The following is a 20123-nucleotide window of genomic DNA, read 5'->3' on the forward strand; positions in this document are numbered from 1 at the left end:
TCAGGGTGAGGTGATCTCCGGCAAGCAGAACCGAAGGAGGCAGACATGGCCATCGACTACAGCCAGCTCATTCCCAACAACGTCGATCTCTCCTCGGACCGCCGGCTGCAGCGCGCGCTGGAGAACTGGCAGCCGCGCTTCCTCGACTGGTGGAAGGACATGGGCCCCGACGGCACCTCGGCCTTCGACGTCTATCTGCGCACCGCCATCTCCACCGACTCCAACGGCTGGGCGAATTTCGGCTACGTGAAGATGCCGGAATACCGCTGGGGCATCTTCCTGGCCGACCGCGATCCCGAGCGCCAGATCGCCTTCGGCGACAACAAGGGCAAGCCCGCCTGGCAGGACGTGCCCGGCGAAATGCGCTCGACCCTGCGCCGGCTGATCGTGACGCAGGGCGACACCGAGCCGGCCTCGGTCGAGCAGCAGCGCCTGCTCGGCAAGACCGCGCCCTCGCTCTACGACCTGCGCAACCTGTTCCAGATCAACGTCGAGGAAGGCCGTCATCTGTGGGCGATGGTCTATCTGCTGCACGCCTATTTCGGCCGCGACGGCCGCGAGGAAGCCGAGGCGATGCTGGAGCGCCACTCGGGCGATCCCGACAAGCCGCGCATCCTGGGCGCCTTCAACGAGGCCACGCCGGACTGGCTCTCCTTCTTCATGTTCACCTACTTCACCGACCGCGACGGCAAGTATCAGCTCGCGTCGCTGGCGGAGTCCGGCTTCGATCCGCTGGCCCGCTCCTGCCGCTTCATGCTGACCGAGGAAGCCCACCACATGTTCGTGGGCGAGACCGGCGTCGGCCGCATCCTCCAGCGCACCTGCGAGCTGATGAAGGAGCACAGAACCGACGACGTGCGCAGCCTGGGCGCCATCGATCTCCCGACCATCCAGAAGTATCTCAACTTCCACTTCTCGGTGTCGCTCGACCTGTTCGGCCAGGAGGCCTCGACCAACGCGGCCAACTACTACACGCAGGGCGTGAAGGGCCGCTTCCTCGAGACCCGCATCGACGACGACCACCTGCTCACCAACGCGACCTACGAGATCGAGACGGTCGAGGACGGCCGCATCGTGAAGAAGGCGGTCCCTGCCCTGCAGGCGCTGAACGAGCGGCTGCGCCAGGACTATATCGACGACTGCGCCAAGGGCGTGCTGCGCTGGAACAAGACCATCGAGCGCGCCGGCATCAACTTCGAGATGACCCTGCCGCATCGCGCCTTCGACCGGCAGATCGGCGCCTTTGCCGGCCTGCGCGTTTCTCCTGACGGCAAGGTCCTGTCCGAGGCCGATTGGAATGCCAATAAGGACAGGTGGCTGCCGACCGACGAGGACCGCGCCTACGTGACCTCGCTGATGGGTGCGGCCGTCACCGAGCCTGGCAAGTTCGCCCACTGGATCGCCCCGCCGGCCCGCGGCATCAACAACCAGCCGGCCGACTTCGAATACGTGCGCTTCAATTAGAAGGCGCCGAAAGAGAAAACCCGCCTGCGCTTGGGGTCGCAGGCGGGTCGGTGGAACCCCTGGGTGTGACAGAGGCCCTGAGGCCGCCCCGGGGTGGGCGGTCGAGCCGACTGTGCCTGAACGGACTCCATTCAGGTTGTGATCAGACGGTGGCGATCCCCTCCCCTGGAGCGCGCCTCATTTCATATGAAACGCAATACTTCGCATTGCGCTTAAGAGGCGGCGTGGGGCAGTTTGCGCGACCTGATGTTCAGAGCGCAATGTCGCGAGGTCCAGTCTTGAGCCCCATTCAGTTCGCCTCAGTCGCCTTCGTCTGCATCATGGCCAGTGCGATCGGCGGTGTCCTCCTGCGGACCCGTCTGCCCGAGCATCATGTGAGCGGCGATTCCAAGGACGTGATCAAGCTCTCGATCGCGCTGGTGGCGACGATGTCGGCCCTGGTACTCGCCCTGCTCTTTGCCTCGACCCGTACCTCGTTCGAACGCACGAGCGCCCTGGTCAGCCGCCTCACGGCCGATATCACCGAACTCGACCGGGTGCTGAAGCACTACGGGCCGGAAGCGCAACCGGTGCGGAACGCCCTGCGCGCGGAGATTCAGCCGATGATCGATTCGATCTGGCGCGAGCAGGCCATCGCGCGCGGCGTCAAGCTCGACGAAGCCAAATCCCCCGAGGAGGAAGTCCTGTTCATGCTGCAGGACCTGCAGCCCAACTCCCCCCGCCAGCGCGCGCTTCAGGCTCGCGCCCTCCAGGTCAGTTCCGATCTCGCGCAGACACAGCTTGCGCTGTTCGCCCAGCCAACCGATTCCATCTCGAACACGTTCCTGATCGTGCTGATCGTATGGCTGATGTTCATCTTCGGTATCTTCAGCATCTCCGCCCCGCCCAATCCGACCCTGTTCATCGTGATCGCGATTTGCATCCTCTCTGCGTCCGCGGCCTTCTACCTGATCCTGGAACTCGGTTTGCCGTTCGGCGGGCTCATGCAGCTTTCCGAGGAACCGCTGCGCAACGCGCTGAAGTAAGGCGTCCCGCGAGAGGCGCGCCCTGGGCGCCCTCCCGGGGGCGCCCCTTACGGCGCCGGTGTCGAAGCTGGCGGACACGCGGCGGCCACGACGCGCATCTTCGAACCATCCGGGTCGACGCAGTCCAGTTCGCGGGGAGCCGGCACAGGTGCCGCAACCGGCACGGCGGGGACTGTCTCGGACGAAACAGGGCGGGGAGCACCGATCGGTCAGGCCTGCGGGCAACAGGATCGCGCCCGGCGTCCTCGTTTACTGTCGCTAGGGGGCCCCGTCGGCCTTGATCCGTTCGATCATCGCCCTGAGCTTCGCGTCAGAAACGGCGGTGGCATGAAGCGGCAGCAGCGCCGAGGTAAAGCCCTCATAGTCGATGTCGCTTACGGTCTGGACGCCAGCCGCTTCGGCCACCCGACGTGCCGATGCCTCGTGTTCGTCCCGCAGCCGCCGGTAGAAGGCGACCGAATCGCGCGCGGAAGTGCGGATGATCAGCTTGTCTTCGCTCGAGAGCGTCTCCCAGATCAGGCGGGAGAAAAGCAGGACACTCGGCGGCCTCGCATGCTCCGTGAGGCTGAAGTGCTTCGCCACAAGATGATGCTCCAGGGCAACGAAGGACGACCAGGTTCCGTCGGCGACGTCGATGACACCCGCGCGCATCGAAGCGGCGATCCGAGACTGGGGCATGGGCACCGGCTGGGCGCCCATGGCGCGCAAAATCGGTGCCCAGGTGGAGGACGGTTGGACGCGGTACTTCAAACCGCGCAGATCGGCCGGCTTGCGGATCGGCTTCACGCCGTAAGTCGACTTCGGCCCGCCATCGTAGAAGCACAGGCCGATGACGCCCGCGCTCTCGAGCGAAGCCAGGATTTCCTCGCCGATCGGTCCGTCGAGCACCTTCCGTTCGTGTTCGGTCGAGCGGAACAGGTAGGGCAGCGTGAGCACGACGCTGGCCGGCACCGTGCTGTTCAAGGTGTTGAGACTGATCCGCGCCATGTCGAGGGTGCCGTTGCGGAGTTGGCCCAGCGTGTAATTCTCCGATTCCTGGTCGCCGGCGCCGAGGTTCGACAGGACGAGACGACCGCCGCTGCGTTCGCGGATCAGATCGCCCATGTAGGCGGTGGCGCGCACCATCGGATAGCTCGACGGATAGATGTCCGACGAGACGATGTCCCGTGCGAGGGCCGGCTGCCCGAAGGCCAGAGCGGCAATGATTACTGCAATCTGTACGATACGCATGATTTCAGCCCGTCTTCTAATCTCTGCGTCAGCAACCGAACAGACCGACCAAAGTTGCATCATGCCGGTAGTTTTTCTCACGCTGGCTTCAAGTACACACGTTGCAACGGCAGTGGCCAGCGCATCCGCTACCTGGAGCGCGCCATCCTTGCGTAGCGCGAGGGAATAGCTCGGCATCGTTCTGGGGAACCGGTCTTGCGCCGCCTTGTTGCATTGGCTTCAAGAGGGAGAATGCCATGAAGACGGTGAACCGATCCTATGACAGCTACGCGCAGGCTCGCGCGGCGGTGGAAGCGATCGAAAAGGCGGGAATCCCTTCATCCGACGTGAGTTTGATCGCCAACAAGCATGTCAGTGCCGAACATGGGCAAGTCACGCCTGTCGCCGATGCAGCAGCAGGTGCTGGAATTGGCGGTGTCCTGGGCGGAGGCGCCGGCCTGCTCGCGGGTCTTGGGCTCCTGGCGATCCCCGGCCTCGGCCCCGTCGTTGCCGTGGGCTGGCTAGGGGCGCTGGCGGTGGGGGCTGCGGCCGGCGTGGCGACCGGCGGCCTGGTGGGCGCCCTGATCGGCGCCGGCGTCGATCAGGATGAAGCCGCCGTCCTGTCAGAATCCGTTCGGCGGGGCGGCACCCTCGTCACCGTGCGCGTTCCCGATGACGAGGTGGGACGCATAGAAGGTCTCCTGTCGATCCACCGTCCCACCGACATCGGCGCGCGCGCTGCGGCTTGGCGTAAGGAGGGCTGGAAGACGTTCGACCCGGACGCGCCCGCCTACTCGCCGAACGAGACCGAGATCGAACGCATGCGCCGCGACTGGCGCGACGAGGGCATGGGCAAGCAGGCCTGACGCAATCGCCGTCAGAGCATCCCGCCCGCAAGCATGTCGAAACGGGAGCGGATCTCTGAAACGGTCGGCGCCTTGTCGGCCTCCATCTCGGGAAATTCCTTGGCAAGGTCGGCTCGGTCGAACTCGTTGAGATGAAGGTCGGCAGCCGAGTGATCGTCGGGAAGGGCGTTCAGCGCATTGTGGAGGTGAAACAGGTGCCAGTGCGCCGGGCCGGCAACGGCGCCCGATTCGAGGTGGGCAAGCCGCTCCTGGAAACGCTGCAGCACCTTCTTACGCTCTTCCGACATGACCAGCCTCCTTCGTCTTGTTTGCGAGAGTGCGCCACCATACTGCAGGTCGCCACGGCAACGCAGCGACAAATCCGGACGGCGCAATCGCGGCAGGGCGAGGTTGCAAGAACTTCGTTGCGTGCGTTTTGCAGGAAACTTCCACTGTGACTTTTGCGTTGATCAGGGACAAACAAAGGAGCCCTGATCATGCAAAAGCTCAGCATCGCCCTGGTCATTGGCGGCCTCTCTCTCCTGCCGCTGTCTGCCATGGCTCAGAACCTTGCGTCGGCACCAGGCAATCCCCCTGTCGTCAGGTCTGATCACCTCGTGTTCATGGGGAGCACCGCAGACCGCGTTCCTCAGTCCGCTATGGAGACCGTGCGGGCCGCGGCCGACGCGGCCAAACAGTCGCCCGTGCGCATCGAGGGACGGGCCGACTACGCAAATGCTGTCAAGCAGGAGCTGGTCCGGCAGGGAGCCCCTGCCGACTCGATAAGCATCAGGCCCGTCGCGGCGCCGCCACTGGCCAAGGCCGGTGACGGTCTCGCCATAACCACCGATCGCGGCGTCGTGCTGCGCTTCTAGGATACGTCTCGAACGCCTGAAAGAGCCCGCCCGGTAACTTGGGCGGGCTCGTTTTTGGAGCGCAATTGAGCCAAAGGAAAACCCGCCCTGAACGAGTCAGGGCGGGTTCCTGCAGCCCCTCGGGGGAGAGGGACGACTGCGGTAGCCGTCGAAGGCTGCATTCACCCAACGCAGCGGCGCGCGGAAGGTTGCAGGAAAACTCATTCAGTCGAGACGCGACCCTCTCGGTCGACGGTGAGAACGACTTCCACCTTTCCCCTCAGGGCGCGGGCGCGCCAGGTTCCGTCGGCCCCTGGCACGATGTTCTTCACCGCTCTGTAACCGTCTGCCTCGATCGCGCTTCGAGCGAAGCTGCCGCCCTCGGCGTCGGTCGCGGCCGCCAATGCCGGTGTTGCAACGGCGGCGCTTTCGACCGTCTGGGGCAAATTCACAGGCGGTCGTTCCCGCATCTGCAGGGGAACCGGCGCCTGGCGAGCCTCCACCAGAGGTCTGACGCCCGAGGTCTCCACGACAGGCTTCAAGGCCTGTGGCGCCGCGTCCGAAGTGGTCGCTGCCTTGGCGGATGACCGTAAAGGGGCTCCGTCCGGCAACGGGGCGACGATATGGGCCGCAGTGACACCAGCCAGCAACACTGCGGAAGCGAGAACAAAAACGACGCCTTGCTTCATGGAACATCCGTCCTGGAGTTTGCGGCCAGACAACGCCGAACGGGTGCGAAGCGTTGCGAGACGCTCGCCTGATCAGTATCGAAGAGGCTCAGAATCCTCACCGGGTCCCCGACATGGCTCTTCCGTCCGGCATTTCCTTCTCTTCCACCCACGCGGTCGAACTCCCGGCCCGCTTCAATGCGGCGGGCCCCTTCATCGACCGTCACCTCACGGAAGGCCGTGGGGCGAAGGCGGCGATCCTGACGCGCGAAGAAACGGTGACCTACGAAGGGCTCGCCGAGCGGGTCAACCGGACCGGCAACGCGCTGCTCGCGCTGGGGCTGGAGCCCGGCGATCGGCTGCTGATGGTGGTGAAGGACTGTCCCGCGTTCTTCTATCTCTTCTGGGGGGCCATCAAGGCGGGCATCGTGCCGGTGCCGCCCAACACCCTGCTGCGCGCACCCGACTATGCCTACATGATCGAGGACTCGGGCTGTGGACTCGTCGTGTATTCATCGGAGTTCACCGGTGAAATCGAGCCGGCGCTTTCTCGGCTCGGGGGAAAGGCGCCCAAGGCGATGACGGTCGACGCCTTCCTGACCGAAATGGGCAAGGCCTCGCCGACGCTCGAGGCCCGGCTTGCCGCGCCGGAGGACGACTGCTTCTGGCTCTATTCGTCGGGCTCGACCGGGCGTCCCAAGGGCGCGGTCCATGCGCAGCGCGACATGGTGGTCACCAGCGAACTCTATGGCGTGCGCGTGCTGGGCGTCACCGAGCAGGACATCAGCTACTCCGCCGCCAAGCTGTTCTTTGCCTACGGCCTCGGCAACGGCATGACCTTCCCGCTCTGGGTCGGCGGCACGGCCGTCCTCGACGATCGCCGGCCGACGCCGGACACGACCTTCTCCAACATCGAGACCTTCAAGCCGACGATCTACTATGGCGTGCCGACGCTCTATGCCGCGCAGCTCGCCGCCCTCGAGACGAGCAAGCGCGACCTGTCCAGTCTGCGCGCCTGCGTCTCGGCGGGAGAAGCCCTACCCGGCGACATGTTCCGCCGATGGAAGGAACAGACGGGCACGACCATCCTCGACGGAATCGGTTCGACCGAAGCGCTGCATATTTTCATCAGCAACCGGCTCGATGACTTCCGGCCCGGCACCAGCGGCAAGCCGGTGCCGGGCTACGAGGTCCGCATCCTCGACGAGAACGGGGACCCGGTGGCGAAGGGCGAAAGCGGTCGCCTGTGGATCAAGTCGGAGTCGGCGGCAAAGTACTACTGGAACAAGCCCGAGAAGACCGCCGAGACGATGGTGAACGGCTGGCTCAACACCGGCGACACCTATCGCGAGGACGAGGACGGCTACTTTATCTACGAGGGCCGCAGCGACGACATGCTGAAGGTCGGCGGAATCTGGTGCTCGCCGGTCGAGATCGAAAACCGCCTGGTGGGCCACCCCGCGATCCTCGAAGCCGCGGTCATCGGGCATGCCGATGAGCAGGGTCTCATCAAGCCCAGGGCGATCGTCGTGCTGAAGCAGCCGGGCGACGCCGGCGCCGCGCTGACCGACGCGCTGATGGCCCACTGCAAGAAGACGCTCGCGCCTTACAAGTATCCGCGCTGGGTCGAATACGTCCCCGAGCTGCCCAAGACCGCCACCGGCAAGATCCAGCGCTTCAAGCTGCGGGGTTAGGTGTATGCCGGTCGTCCCGACAAGAGAGGGCGACTTCCAGCCCGACTTCCTCCCGTCGATCCAGTGAGCGACGCTCCGCAGATCCGACCTTTCAACGCAGGCGACCTCGACGCCTGCTACGCGATCTCACTGGCGACGGGTCATGCCGGTGGCGATGCCTCGCACCTCTATCGCGACCCGAAGATGATGGGGCACATCTACATCGCGCCCTATGCCTTGCTCGAACCCGGCCTCACCTTGATCGCGGAGGATCGAGACGGCGTTGCGGGGTTCGTGGCCGGTGTCGTCGACACCTCCGCCTGGGAAGAGAGACTGGAGCGCGAATGGTGGCCCCCGCTGCGCCGACGCTACGCCGATCCGGTTGACGTCCCTCCCGACAGGCAAACCGCCGACCAGCGCCGCGCGTCGATGATCCACCATCCTGCCCCAACGCCGGTCGAGATCGCCGCGCGCTATCCCGCGCACCTGCACATGAACCTGCTGCCCCGCCTGCAGCGGCGTGGCGTCGGATCGTTGCTTCTTGGAAGCTGGTTGTCCGCGGCGGGCGCGCGCGGCGCACTGTCGTTTCACGTCGGCCTCAACCGCATGAACAGGGGCGCACTCCGCTTCTGGTCCAGGCAGGGCTTCTCGGCCCTCGCCCTCAAAGCCCGCGTCGAAGGCCGGACCTGCTGGATGGGACGCGACACCGCCCCGCAGGATAATCAAGTTATTGTGTAGGCCTCGCACCTAGCCCGCCACTTTTTCGTCCCGGCTTCGTGGAAGCATGGGCTTCCATGGTGCTTCCGAAGAACTCCGAGACGCCCGGCTGGCCGATCGCGCGCCTGTTGCCGGCGCTGATGGTCGGCCTGGTCTTCGTCTCCATCGCACCGGTGATCGTCGTCGCCTGGTTGGCCGCGCAGAGCAATCTCGACGCCTCCTCCCTGCAGCGCGCCGAAGTGACGATCGACCTGATCGAGCGCCGGCTAGAGGCGCATCTCAGGCCGGTGCAGAACCAGCTCACCTATCTCAGCGAAGCCATCGCCCGCGGCGAAGTCGATTTCGACGACCGCGAGCAGTGGCGCATCTTCGCGCTGGGCACGCTGGCGGCCGTGCCGCAGACCGTCGGCTTCGTCGTGCTGCCGGTGGAGGGCGAGCCCACACGCTTCGTCCGCGCCGACCGGACCATGCGGCCCGAGCGGCGCGAGAACGTGCGCGGGGCCGAGGCGCTTCTGGACCGAGCGCGCGCCATGGACGGTCCCGGCTGGGGAGAGCCCGTCTGGTCGTTCGTCGTGGGTGAGCCGATCCTGCCGATCATCGTGCCGGTACGCGTGCGCGGCGAGTTCCGCGGCGTCATCGGCGCGGCGATCGGCACGACCGACCTGTCGCGCTTCCTGAAGGAGATCGAGCTCACCGGCGAGCGCACGCCGTTCATCCTGGCCGGCCGAAACGAGGTCCTGGCCCATCCCAAGCTCGCAAAGACGCTGAACGGCGATGCCCGCGCCCAGACCCGTCTGGTCACATTGGAGGAAGTCGGCGATCCCGTGCTCGCTTCCGTCTGGGCGCCCGATCCCAATCCGCTGTCATGGGACCGGCCCGATGCCCGCGTTGAAGGCCATTGGAACTGGGTCGGCGAGCGCTCCTTCGCCTGGATACGGCGCAACGTCGAGGCCTACGCGCCGGCCGAGTTGATCGTGGGCTATCACGAAGCCGGCCGCGAATCGGCGTGGGCGCGCTGGATCGTGCGCAGCATCCTGATCGCCGGCGGCGTGCTGATGATCCTTACCGGGCTGGCGGCGATCTATCTCGGCCGGCGCCTCGCAGAGCCCATCCTGGCGCTCGCCGGCGCGGCGAGCGCCGTCGAACATCTCGACCTCGACAACGTGCCCACCCTGCCTAGGAGCCGCGTACGCGAGATCAGCCGTGCCAACCATGCCTTCGAACGCATGGCCCGCGGCCTCAAACTCTCGGCGACCTACCTGCCCCGCGCCCTCGTGGCACGGCTGACCGCGCAGCAAGGCAGCCTGCCGGTCAACGAGGATCGTGCCGTCACCATCCTGTTCAGCGACCTCGAGGGCTACAGCGCCTACGCGCGCGACCGTCCGGCCGCCGAAACGGCGGCCTACCTGAATGATCTCCTGTCACGCATCGGCCCGGCCATCGAGGCGAGCGGTGGCACCATCGACAAGTATATCGGTGACGGGCTCATGGCCTTCTGGGGCGCGCCCGATTCGATCCCCGACCACGCCCGGATCGCCTGCCAGGGCGCCCTGGCGGTCGCGCAGGAGGTCGAGACATTCAACATCGAACGCCGGGCGCGTGGCCTGCACGCCTGCCGCATGCGCATCGGCCTGCACACCGGCACGGTGCTGGTCGGCAACATCGGCTTTGCCGGCCGGGTCGATTACACCGCGATCGGCGAAGCGGTGAACGTCGCCTCGCGGCTGGAGCAGTTCGGCCGAAGCGCGCCGCGCGACGGCGAGGTCACCATCGTGGCGAGTGCGAGCTGCCGCGAGGCGGCCGGGACAGGATTTGCCTGGGCGATCCTCGATGGTGCCCCGGCCGACATCGCCGCCACGGCAACCCTGCCCCTCGCTACGCTGAGAGCCTCGGCGACCGTCCATTAAGCGATTGTTGGACCCAACATTTTCCGCTTTTATAGCCGCCAACGGAAAACAGGGAGCGACGGCTCATGAAGAACAAATTGATGGGGACCGCAACACTTGCGGCGGCGATGGCGGTCGGCCTGCCGGCACTGGCGCAGAGCCCGATCAAGGTGGGCTTCGTCAGCACCTTTTCCGGCCCGCAGGCCGCGATCGGCGAGGACATGCGCCGCTCGGTCGAGCTGGCCAAGGAGCATCTCGGCGGCAAGATGGGCGGCAAGCCCTTCGAGATCGTCTACGAGGACGACCAGTTCAAGCCGGACGTCGGCAAGGCGCGCTCCGAGAAGCTCGTCCAGCAGGACAAGGTGAACTTCATCGCCGGCTACATCTGGTCGAACGTGCTGCTGGCCTCCTACAAGACCGTGGTCGACGAGGGCGACACGATCCTGATCTCGGCAAATGCCGGCCCCTCGCAGATTGCGGGCGAGCTCTGCAACAAGAACTTCTTCTCGACCTCGTGGCAGAACGACCAGACGCCGATGGCGATGGGCGAGTATCTCAACACCAAGGGCGTGAAGAGCCTCTACCTGGTCGGCCCCAACTACGCCGCCGGCAAGGACATGCTCGCGGGCGTCAAGCGCACCTACAAGGGCAAGATCGTCAGCGAGGACTACACCAAGTGGCCCGACCAGCTCGACTTCTCGGCCGAGATGACCAAGATCGCGGCGGCCAAGCCGGACGGCATCTTCATCTTCTATCCCGGCGCGCACGGCGTTCAGTTCGTCAAGCAGTGGGCCCAGTCGGGCCTCAACAAGACGGTGCCGCTCTACCAGGTGTTCTCGATCGACGCGATCACCCTGCCGCAGCAGGGCGACCTCGCGCTGGGTACCCTGGGCGCCCAGGAATGGGTCAACGACCTGCCGAACGAGGCCAACAAGAAGTACGTCGAGGACTTCAAGAAGAAGCACGGCGTCTATCCGTCCTACTACGGCGCGCAGAGCTACGACGCGATCATGCTGATGGCCTCGGCCGCCGAGGCGCTGAAGGGCGACCTGTCGAACAAGGACAAGGTCCGCGCCGAGATGAAGAAGGCCAACTTCAAGTCGGTCCGCGGCGACTTCAAGTTCGGCAACAACAACTTCCCGATCGAGAACTTCTACATTCAGGAAACGGTCAAGGACCCGCAGGGCATGATGACGGTGAAGACCATCGCCACCGCCGTTAAGGACGCGGTCGATCCCTTCGCCGAAAAGTGCCCGATGAAGTGAGATGGTTTCCTCCCCAGACGACTGGGGAGGAAAGGTCTCGGGAGCGCGGCAACGCGCTCCCGTTTTGTTTGAGAGCGTGACGGACGAGATGGAATATCTGCTGCTCCAGGTGCTGAACGGCGTGCAGCTCGGCCTGCTGATGTTCCTGCTCGCCGCCGGCCTGACCCTGACGCTCGGCATCATGGACCTGGTCAACCTGGCGCACGGCTCGCTCTACATGATGGGCGCCTACATCGCCTGGACGCTGATCGGGGTCACCGATTCGTTCGTGCTGGGCGCGCTGCTGGCGGTGCCGGCGATCTTCCTGCTGGGCGTCGCCGTCGAAATCGTGGTGATCCGCAAGCTCTACGCGCGCGACCATCTCACCCAGGTGCTGGCGACCTTCGGCCTGATCCTGTTCTTCAACGAGCTGGTGCGCGCGCTCTGGGGGCCCGCCGGCAAGAGCATCGCGGTGCCGCCCTTCCTGAACCGCACCATCGAGATCCTGCCGGGCGTGCCCTACCCCGCCTATCGCTTCGCCATCATCGTCGTGGGCTCGGTCGTCGCGATCCTGCTGGCCTGGCTGGTGGCGCGCACGCGGCTCGGCATGCTGATCCGCGCCGGCGCCTCCAACCGCCGCATGATCGGCGCGCTGGGCGTCAACATCGAGCTGCTGTTCAGCCTGGTGTTCGGCCTTGGCGCCGTCTTCGCGGGGCTGGCCGGCCTGATGGCCGCGCCCATCGCCTCGGTGCGGATCGGCATGGGCGACGACATCCTGATCCTGGCCCTGGTCATCATCGTCATCGGCGGCATCGGCTCGATCAAGGGCGCGTTCATCGCCGCCATGGTGGTCGGCCAGATCGACATCGTGGGCCGCGCCTTCCTGCCCGACATCCTCAAGACCTTCATGAGCTCCAGCGCCGCCTCGAGCGCCGCGCCCGCCATCTCGCAGGTGATGGTCTACGTGCTGATGGCCGCCGTGCTGGTCTGGCGGCCGACCGGCCTGTTCGGCCCGCGCACATGATGGAATCGCACCTTCGCCTCGACGGAGCGCGCCACTCCAGTGGCGCTCAAGCGCGTGAGAAGATGCGCCACTGGAGTGGCGCGCTCCAATGAGAGACCTCGTCTCTTCACTCCTTACACCGCGCGGGCTCGCGACGGCGCTGATCCTGCTGGTGCTGGCAGCCCTGCCGCTGCTCACCCAGGCCTTCGACCAGCGCTATCTCCTGTCGATCGGCACGCGCATCGTCATCTGGTCGATCGCCGCGGTCAGCCTCAACATGATCCTGGGCTATGGCGGGCTGGTGAGCTTCGGCCACGCGATGTTCTTCGGGATCGGCGGCTATGCGGTCGGCATCCTGTCGGCGGAAGGCATCTCCAGCGGCTGGATCCAGTGGCCCGTCGCCCTGCTCGCGGCCACCGCCTGGGCCGTCGTGATCGGCGCGCTGTCGCTCAGGACACGCGGCCTCTACTTCATCATGATCACGCTCGCCTTCGCCCAGCTCGTCTACTACGTGGGCAGCGGGCTCGAAGCCTATGGCGGCGACGACGGGCTCAACATCAGCCGCAGCCGCTTCCCCGGCCTGATCGACCTGCGCGACAAGGCGAACTTCTACTGGCTGTGCTTCGCTCTGCTCTGCGCCAGCCTGTGGTTCTGCGGCCGCTACGCCAACTCCCGCTTCGGCCTGGTGATCCGCGGCGCCAGGTCGAACGAGCTGCGTATGACCGCCCTCGGCTTTCCGGTGTTCCGCTACCGGCTGGCGGCCTTCACCATCTCCGGTGCGTTCGGCGGCCTGGCCGGCATCCTGCTTGCCAACGAGGGCGCCTACGTCTCCCCTGCGATGATGTCGTGGATGAAGTCGGGCGACCTGATCGTCATCGTCGTGCTGGGCGGCATGGGCACGCTGTTCGGCCCGCTCTACGGCACCATCGCCTTCTTCGTACTGGAGGAGGCGCTGCCGCCGCTCCTCAACCTCGCCCACAAGGGCTGGGGCGAATACTGGATGATCGTATTCGGCCCGCTGCTCGTGCTGATCGCGCTCTACGCGCGCGGCGGCATCGACTCGCTTCTGGGGCGGCGCCCATGAGCAAAGCAGTCATGACTGAGCCTCTGCTGCGCACCGAGGGGCTGGTGAAGCGCTATGGCGGCCTGCTGGCGACCGACAATGTGTCGATCGACGTCCGGCCGGGTGAGATCCATGCGCTGATCGGGCCGAACGGCGCCGGCAAGACCACCCTGATCCATCAGCTCACCGGCGTGGTCGCTCCCGATTCCGGCGCCATCCATTTCGCCGGCCGCGACGTCACCCGCTTGGCCACCCATGCGCGCGTGCGGCTGGGGCTGGGCCGCTCCTTCCAGATCACCTCGGTGCTGCGCGAGTTCACGGCGCTCGCGAACGTGGCCCTCGCCGTGCAGGGCCATGCCGGCCACTCCTTCCGCTTCCTGGCCGACGCGCGCCGCGACGAGAGGCTGCGCGGCCCCGCCCGCCGTATGCTCGAAGAGGTCGGGCTGGGCGAGCGCGCCGACACCCTCGCCGCCTCGCTCAGCCACGGCGAGCAGCGCCAGCTCGAGATCGCCATGGCGCTGGCCGGCGATCCGCGCCTGCTGCTGCTCGACGAGCCGATGGCCGGCATGGGCGTCGAGGAGAGCCAGCGGCTGATCGGCTTCCTGCAGGCGCTGAAGCAGAAGCACGCCATGCTGCTGATCGAGCACGACATGGATGCGGTGTTCCAGCTCGCCGACCGCATCACCGTGCTGGTCTACGGCCGCGCCATCGCCAGCGGCACGCCCGACCAGATCCGCGCGAACGCGGATGTGCGCCAGGCCTATCTCGGCGAGGAGCTGGCCTGATGCTGAAGGTCCGCGACCTCGAGGCCTTTTACGGCCCCAGCCAGGCGCTGTTCGGCATGGAACTGCACGTCGATGCCGGCGAGGTCGTGACCCTGATGGGCCGCAACGGCATGGGCAAGACCACCACCGTGCACACGATCATGGGCCTGATGCCGGCGCGCCGCGGCGCGGTCGAGTTCGAGGGCGCCCGGGTCGAGGGCCTGCCCGCCTTCCGCATCGCCCGGCTCGGCCTCGGGCTGGTGCCGGAGGGACGCCAGATCTTTCCCAACCTCTCGGTACGCGAAAACCTCGTGGCCGCCAGCGCCAACCGCACCGCGCGGCCGAACCCGTGGACCATCGCGCGCGTCTTCGAGTTCTTCCCGCGCCTGGCCGAGCGCCAGCGCAACATGGGCAACCAGCTCTCCGGCGGCGAACAGCAGATGCTGGCCATCGGGCGCGCCCTGATGACCAACCCCAAGCTGCTGATCCTCGACGAGGCCACCGAGGGACTGGCACCGCTGATCCGGCAGGAAATCTGGTCCTGCCTCGGCCGCCTGAAGAACGAGGGTCAGGCGATCCTGGTCATCGACAAGAACGTGTCGGCCCTGATCCCGCTGGCCGACCGCCACCACATCGTCGAGAAGGGCCGCGTCGTGTGGGTCGGCTCGTCCCAGGCCCTGGCCGGCGACAAGGACCTGCAGCACAAGTATCTTGGCGTCTAGCTAGGCCTTCCGCATGCGAATCCGGAAGCAGGTGCCGCGGGCCGACGGCACATGGTCGAGCCGGCCGCCGAACGCCTCGACCCGCCGACGGGCGATGACGAGGCCGAGGCCGGTGCCGCCTGCATCACGGGCGGTCGTGAAGAAGCGATCGAAGATGCGATCGGCATTGCCGGCCGAGATGCCGACGCCATCGTCGCTCACCTCCACGACAACCTCGTCGGCACCCTTATGCGCGGTGACATGAACGGCGGCTGACGGGCCGGCATGCTGCCGGGCATTTTCCAGCAGGTTGCCCAGCACGATGTCGAAGGAAGACCTCTCGATGGCCGCACGCGCTTCCGCATCGACATCGGCGGAGACAAGCAGCCCCTCTTCCCGCAGCCTCGTCACCGTTTCCGCGACCAGAGGGGCCACATCGCAGGCTTCGTCGCCGCGAGGCATCAGCGCGTCCGCTCGGGCAAGGTCGAGGATGCGGCGCACAAGCCGGTCGAGGCGGTCGGTGTCGGCGACAATGTTCGACAGGAATCTGCCCCGCTCCTCATCCGACATCTCCTGGAGGTGATCGCGCAGCAACTCGGCGCTGCCCCGGATCGCGGTGAGCGGAGTCTTGAACTCGTGGCTGATGCCAAGCGCCAGGTCGCGCACATAGTCGGCGCGTGCCTCCAGCGCATGCGCCATGGTGACGATCGACTCCGAGAGCGACCGAAGCTCATATGTTCTTGGATTCGCGAGCGGTTCGACGGCGTGCACCTCGCCGCTCGCCACCCGGCGGGCCATCGCTTCGAGCTGGCGGGTCGGCCGCACGATCGTCCGGCCGGCAAACCATGCCAGCGCGAGGACGGAGGCAACGAGCACGACGGTGAGACCCAGCAGGGCAAAGCGCTTTCCGTAGAGGGTTTGCACGATGTTGCGCGGCGTTCGGGATACCAGCACGGCGCCCAGTACATGGCCTTCCGCAACGACAGGCACGGCCACGAAGACGCGCACATCTGTATTGCGGCTGATCGATTCCCAGCCCTGGTCCGGCGATTGCGTCACGCGTTCGCGAAGCACCGCGATGGGCGCGCCCTGCAGGGCATGCGCCACTTCCGTCTGAGCCGCGAGACTGAGGCCGAGTTCTCCGCCCGTCGAGGCGACCACGATGCCTGCCGAGTCCACGATGCGCACGCCGGCCAGAGTCATCCGCCGGACCTCGCCGACGACCGAAGACAGGACGCCGGCAACCTCGGTCGCGACGGGCTCAGGGCGCCGATCGGTTACCGCAGCATCCGGTGCGCGGGGCAGTATCGTCGTGTCGGCGAAATCGAGCTGGGGCTGCAACACGAGCCCCTGGTCGATGGACCGGGGAGAGGAAGGCGCACCCCACCGGAGGGTTGCCTTCGGCATAGCCGTGAGCGCCCCCGGAGGCGCGCGCTCCATCCAGCTCGACCGGTATACCGCCGACAGGACCGCCGCCTGCGCGAGCAGCTCGGCCTCAGTCTGCCGCAGCAGGGCGCTTTCATAGAGCCTCAGCATGCCGATGCCTGCCACCGGCAGCAGCAGGACGGTGAGATAGGTGGCAAGCAGCAGCGTGCGGATGCGCGGCAGGCGGCGAAAGGCCCGTGTCACTCAGCCCGCCGCCAGCTTGTAACCGATGCCATGCACCGTCTCGATCGGATCGCCGCCGACCGCCTCGAACTTTGAGCGGATGTGCCGAACATGGCTGTCGATCGTCCGATCGCTGACGAAGCGGCTGCCTGGATAGGCTGACGCCATGAGATTGTCGCGCGTGAAGGCGCGGCGCGGTTGCGCGGCGAAGACCTTCAGCAGGGCGAACTCCGTCGCCGTCAGGGGGATCTCGCCGCCGTCCCACAGCGCGACATGCGCTTCGAGGTCGATCACCAACTTGCCCTGCACGAGCCGCTGCGGCTCGCCGGACGCAGGCTGGGCATGGCGGCGCAGCATTGCCTTCACACGCGCCACCAGCTCGCGGGGGCTGAACGGCTTCACGACATAGTCGTCGCCGCCGAGTTCCAGTCCCAGGATGCGATCGATCTCCTCGTCGCGCGAGCTGAGAAAGATGATCGGCACTTCGGACGACTTACGCAGTTGCGTGCAGACCGCCGTGCCATCGAGTTCCGGCATGACGATGTCGAGGACGATCAGCGCAGGCTTCTCCCGCGAGGCCATGTCGAGGGCTGCAACACCGTCGGCCGCCTGCAGCGCCTCATAGCCGGCGCGGCGCAAGGCAAAGCACACGACTTCGCGAATATGCGCATCGTCGTCGACAACCAGGATCTTCTGCATGGCCCTGACTGTAGCGCGCATGCCGGTCGTGTCGACCGCAAGGCGCGCATTTGCATGAAATCTCCACAACTCCTGTGCCCCGCCTGCATCTCGGATCGTCAGCCTGGCAGAGCGTCCAACACCGGAGACATTCGATGACAGATACTGCCGCCCCGCCGCCCCCTGTGCCGCCCGAGCCGCCGGGCCCACACTACCCGCGCGAACCGGGTTTCCTCCTCACGGTCCATCGCTACCTGCTGGCTGGCAGCCTGCCGGCGCGCGCCGCCATTCTGGCTGCGCTGACGATGTTGCTGACAATCCCGCTCGGCCTGATCGGCGGCGTGATCTCCGACCGCCAGACCTATCAGGAGCAGGCGAAGCAGAACATCGTCACCGCGTGGGGCGGGCCGCAGACGTTCACCGGCCCGATGCTGATCCTGCCCTACAAGACCGACGGGACAGCATCGCGCGACGGGACGCTGACACTCCTCCCCGAACGGCTGACGATCGACGGCAAGATCCTGCCGGAGCAGCGCCGCCGCGGCCTCTTCGCCATGGCCGTTTACTCGACGACCCTGGACGTGGTCGCCGAATTCCAGACCAAAGCCTTCCAGGACCTCCTCTCGGATGGGCGCCGCTCTAATTGGCAGCAGGCCCGCCTCGAAATCGGCGTCACCGAGCCGCGATCGATCGACGTCACCTCGATCGACGTCAACGGCCAGACCGTCGAATGGGGGGCGGGTTCTGGCAAATTGCTGTCATCGCTCACGGCGTCGATCGGCTCGGACGCGCAACCGACGCCGGAAACGATCACGGTCCGGTTCCGGATCTCGCTAGCCGGCAGCACCAATTTCGCCCTGACGCCGCTCGGCCGCCGTACCGAGGCGACGATCACCTCGCCTTGGCCTTCGCCGAGCTTCACCGGACGTTATCTGCCGATCACGCAGTCCGTCGGAGCCGACGGATTCAGCGCGAAATGGACGACGTCCCATCTCGGCCGCCCCTACAGCCAGCTCTGGGACAGCAGGAGCGTGAACAACGACCCTTCTTCGCAGACGGTCATCGATTCGTCCTTCGGCGTCACGTTGCTCACGCCGATCGATGCCTATCGCGAAACGGACCGTGCCATAAAATACGGCATCCTGTTCATCGGCCTGACGTTGGCCGCCGGCCTGCTCGTCGAGACGGCAACCGGCACCCGTCCGCACCCGATGCAGTATGTGCTGATCGGGCTTGCCCTTTGCATCTTCTACCTGCTGCTCCTGTCTCTCAGCGAACAGATCGGCTTCGGCGGCGCCTATCTGGTGAGCGCGGCGGCCGTCGTGATGCAGGCGACCCTCTATAGCTGGACCCTTCATCGCAGGCGCGGCCCGGCCTTGGCATTCGGCACGGTCCTGGCAGGGCTCTATGCCGGCCTCTACAGCCTGCTGCAGCTCGAGGACGTTGCCCTCCTGGCGGGCTCGCTGATGCTCTTCGCCGTGCTGTCGCTGGCGATGTGGTTCACGCGCAACCTGCATCGGGCAGCGCCCGTGTAGGCGGCAAATGCGGCGGGCTGCCTGGCAGCTCGCCGCTTGCCTTTCGCAGGGGCGCCCGGAATTATGCGCCCGGTCATTCCGGAGCCTCCCGATGCGTCCTTCAATTGTGCTTTCCCTGCTCGGCCTTGCTGCCGCATCGGTCGCTCTGCCGGCATTCGCCCAGGGCTCGGTCAACGTCTACAACTGGTCGGATTACATCGCCGAAGACCAAGTCAAGGACTTCGCCAGGGATACCGGCATCAAGGTCAACTACACGACCTACGACAGCAACGAGATCCTCGACGCCAAGCTGCGCACCGGCAAGTCGGGCTACGACATCGTCGTGCCGACGGCCTCGCCGTTCTTCGTGCGCCAGCTCCAGGCCAACATCTTCCTGCCCCTCGACAAGGCGAAGCTCAAGAACTGGACGAACCTCGATCCCGAGATCATGACGGCTCTGGCCAAGTACGATCCCGGCAACGCCCATGGCGTGCCGTGGATGTGGGGCACGACGGGCATCGGCTACAACGTCGCCGAGATCAAGAAGCGCCTGCCCGACGCGCCGGTCGAGTCGCTGCGCATGATCTTCGATCCGGCGGTCGTCTCGAAGTTCCAGGATTGCGGCGTCATGTTGCTCGACAGCGCCACCGACGTGCTGCCGGCCGCGCTCAAGTATCTCGGCCTCGATCCCGATTCGAAGAAGCCGGAGGATCTCGCCAAGGCCGCCGACGTGGTGAAGGCGGTACGGCCCTACGTCCGCAAGTTCCATTCCTCGGAGTACATCAACGCGCTGGCCGGCGGGAACATCTGCCTGGCCTTCGGCTTCTCCGGCGACATCTTCCAGGCGCGCGATCGCGGCGCCAACGCGGCCAGCAAGGTCGACATCGCCTATTCGATCCCGAAGGAAGGCTCGCAGCTCTGGATCGACGTGGTCGCCATCCCCAAGGACGCGCCCAACCAGGCCAATGCCTACCGCTTCCTCGACTTCATGCTGGAGGCCAAGGTCGCCGCGGCCTCGACCGAACTCACCGGCTATGCCAACGGCAACAAGGCGGCCTTCGCCCTGCTGCCCAAGGACATCTCGGAGAACCCGCTGATCTATCCGCCGGCCGACGTGCGCGCCAAGTTCTACACGCTCACCGCCGGCACCGCCGAGCAGGTGCGCGAGCGCACGCGCCTGTGGACCTCGGTCAAGACGGGCCGTTGA

The 20123-nt window shown here is 66.2% G+C and carries 19 protein-coding genes; 14 read left to right on the top strand and 5 right to left on the bottom strand.

Annotated features, from left to right (window positions below):
* Positions 1 to 45 precede the first annotated feature (45 nt).
* Both boxB and ACP15H_RS13490 read left to right on the top strand, forming a co-directional pair.
* Entirely contained in the window at positions 46 to 1464 is a 1419-nt protein-coding gene (gene boxB / locus ACP15H_RS13485) for a benzoyl-CoA 2,3-epoxidase subunit BoxB (RefSeq protein WP_425066695.1), read from the top strand.
* A 278-nt stretch (positions 1465 to 1742) separates the two neighbouring features.
* On the top strand, positions 1743 to 2489 hold the full coding sequence (locus tag ACP15H_RS13490) for a hypothetical protein (RefSeq protein WP_425066696.1): 747 nt from the start codon (positions 1743 to 1745) through the stop codon (positions 2487 to 2489).
* A 258-nt stretch (positions 2490 to 2747) separates the two neighbouring features.
* Here ACP15H_RS13490 and dctP read toward each other — a convergent pair whose 3' ends face one another.
* On the bottom strand, positions 2748 to 3896 hold the full coding sequence (gene dctP, locus ACP15H_RS13495; protein ID WP_425066697.1) for a TRAP transporter substrate-binding protein DctP: 1149 nt from the start codon (positions 3894 to 3896) through the stop codon (positions 2748 to 2750).
* Between the two features lie 59 nt (positions 3897 to 3955).
* On the opposite strand from dctP, the gene ACP15H_RS13500 reads away from it, so the two are divergent.
* On the top strand, positions 3956 to 4564 hold the full coding sequence (locus ACP15H_RS13500; RefSeq protein ID WP_425066698.1) for a hypothetical protein: 609 nt from the start codon (positions 3956 to 3958) through the stop codon (positions 4562 to 4564).
* A gap of 11 nt (positions 4565 to 4575) precedes the next feature.
* On the opposite strand, the gene ACP15H_RS13505 is transcribed toward ACP15H_RS13500, so the two are convergent.
* Positions 4576 to 4851: a hypothetical protein gene (locus tag ACP15H_RS13505; RefSeq protein WP_425066699.1), complete on the bottom strand. Its 276-nt coding sequence runs from the start codon at positions 4849 to 4851 to the stop codon at positions 4576 to 4578.
* Positions 4852 to 5040: 189 nt separating this feature from the next.
* Between ACP15H_RS13505 and ACP15H_RS13510 the strand changes: the two genes are divergently transcribed.
* Positions 5041 to 5418: a hypothetical protein gene (locus ACP15H_RS13510; RefSeq protein ID WP_425066700.1), complete on the top strand. Its 378-nt coding sequence runs from the start codon at positions 5041 to 5043 to the stop codon at positions 5416 to 5418.
* A gap of 200 nt (positions 5419 to 5618) precedes the next feature.
* Here ACP15H_RS13510 and ACP15H_RS13515 read toward each other — a convergent pair whose 3' ends face one another.
* The gene (locus ACP15H_RS13515; RefSeq protein ID WP_425066701.1) at positions 5619 to 6086 is read right to left on the bottom strand and encodes a hypothetical protein; all 468 of its coding nucleotides are present in this window, start codon (positions 6084 to 6086) and stop codon (positions 5619 to 5621) included.
* A 113-nt stretch (positions 6087 to 6199) separates the two neighbouring features.
* Here ACP15H_RS13515 and ACP15H_RS13520 point away from each other — a divergent pair, with 113 nt between their 5' ends.
* The 8 genes from ACP15H_RS13520 (at position 6200) to ACP15H_RS13555 (ending at position 15137) form a co-directional block, all read left to right on the top strand.
* A complete protein-coding gene (locus ACP15H_RS13520) occupies positions 6200 to 7759 on the top strand; it encodes a benzoate-CoA ligase family protein (protein ID WP_425066702.1) in 1560 nt (519 codons plus the stop codon).
* 63 nt (positions 7760 to 7822) lie between these two features.
* On the top strand, positions 7823 to 8476 hold the full coding sequence (locus ACP15H_RS13525; RefSeq protein ID WP_425066703.1) for a GNAT family N-acetyltransferase: 654 nt from the start codon (positions 7823 to 7825) through the stop codon (positions 8474 to 8476).
* Positions 8477 to 8532: 56 nt separating this feature from the next.
* On the top strand, positions 8533 to 10362 hold the full coding sequence (locus ACP15H_RS13530) for an adenylate/guanylate cyclase domain-containing protein (RefSeq protein ID WP_425066704.1): 1830 nt from the start codon (positions 8533 to 8535) through the stop codon (positions 10360 to 10362).
* Positions 10363 to 10427: 65 nt separating this feature from the next.
* On the top strand, positions 10428 to 11606 hold the full coding sequence (locus ACP15H_RS13535; protein ID WP_425066705.1) for an ABC transporter substrate-binding protein: 1179 nt from the start codon (positions 10428 to 10430) through the stop codon (positions 11604 to 11606).
* A gap of 88 nt (positions 11607 to 11694) precedes the next feature.
* Positions 11695 to 12609 carry a branched-chain amino acid ABC transporter permease gene (locus ACP15H_RS13540; RefSeq protein ID WP_425069900.1) on the top strand — a complete coding sequence of 305 codons (915 nt, stop codon included), beginning with the start codon at positions 11695 to 11697 and terminating at the stop codon, positions 12607 to 12609.
* Positions 12610 to 12697: 88 nt separating this feature from the next.
* The gene (locus ACP15H_RS13545; protein WP_425066706.1) at positions 12698 to 13672 is read left to right on the top strand and encodes a branched-chain amino acid ABC transporter permease; all 975 of its coding nucleotides are present in this window, start codon (positions 12698 to 12700) and stop codon (positions 13670 to 13672) included.
* 11 nt (positions 13673 to 13683) lie between these two features.
* Positions 13684 to 14436, top strand: coding sequence for an ABC transporter ATP-binding protein (locus ACP15H_RS13550; RefSeq protein WP_425066707.1), 753 nt, complete (start codon positions 13684 to 13686; stop codon positions 14434 to 14436).
* A complete protein-coding gene (locus tag ACP15H_RS13555; RefSeq protein ID WP_425066708.1) occupies positions 14436 to 15137 on the top strand; it encodes an ABC transporter ATP-binding protein in 702 nt (233 codons plus the stop codon). Before ACP15H_RS13550 ends, ACP15H_RS13555 begins: the two co-directional genes overlap by 1 nt.
* Here ACP15H_RS13555 and ACP15H_RS13560 read toward each other — a convergent pair whose 3' ends face one another.
* Together ACP15H_RS13560 and ACP15H_RS13565 are read right to left on the bottom strand one after the other, a co-directional pair.
* On the bottom strand, positions 15138 to 16745 hold the full coding sequence (locus ACP15H_RS13560; protein WP_425066709.1) for a HAMP domain-containing sensor histidine kinase: 1608 nt from the start codon (positions 16743 to 16745) through the stop codon (positions 15138 to 15140). It lies immediately after the preceding gene.
* Positions 16746 to 17423, bottom strand: coding sequence for a response regulator transcription factor (locus ACP15H_RS13565; protein ID WP_425066710.1), 678 nt, complete (start codon positions 17421 to 17423; stop codon positions 16746 to 16748).
* 134 nt (positions 17424 to 17557) lie between these two features.
* On the opposite strand from ACP15H_RS13565, the gene creD reads away from it, so the two are divergent.
* Together creD and ACP15H_RS13575 are read left to right on the top strand one after the other, a co-directional pair.
* On the top strand, positions 17558 to 18937 hold the full coding sequence (gene creD, locus ACP15H_RS13570) for a cell envelope integrity protein CreD (protein ID WP_425066711.1): 1380 nt from the start codon (positions 17558 to 17560) through the stop codon (positions 18935 to 18937).
* Between the two features lie 91 nt (positions 18938 to 19028).
* Positions 19029 to 20123: a polyamine ABC transporter substrate-binding protein gene (locus tag ACP15H_RS13575; RefSeq protein ID WP_425066712.1), complete on the top strand. Its 1095-nt coding sequence runs from the start codon at positions 19029 to 19031 to the stop codon at positions 20121 to 20123.

The organism is Reyranella sp. (assembly GCF_965249915.1).
In the GTDB taxonomy this organism is placed as follows: domain Bacteria; phylum Pseudomonadota; class Alphaproteobacteria; order Reyranellales; family Reyranellaceae; genus Reyranella.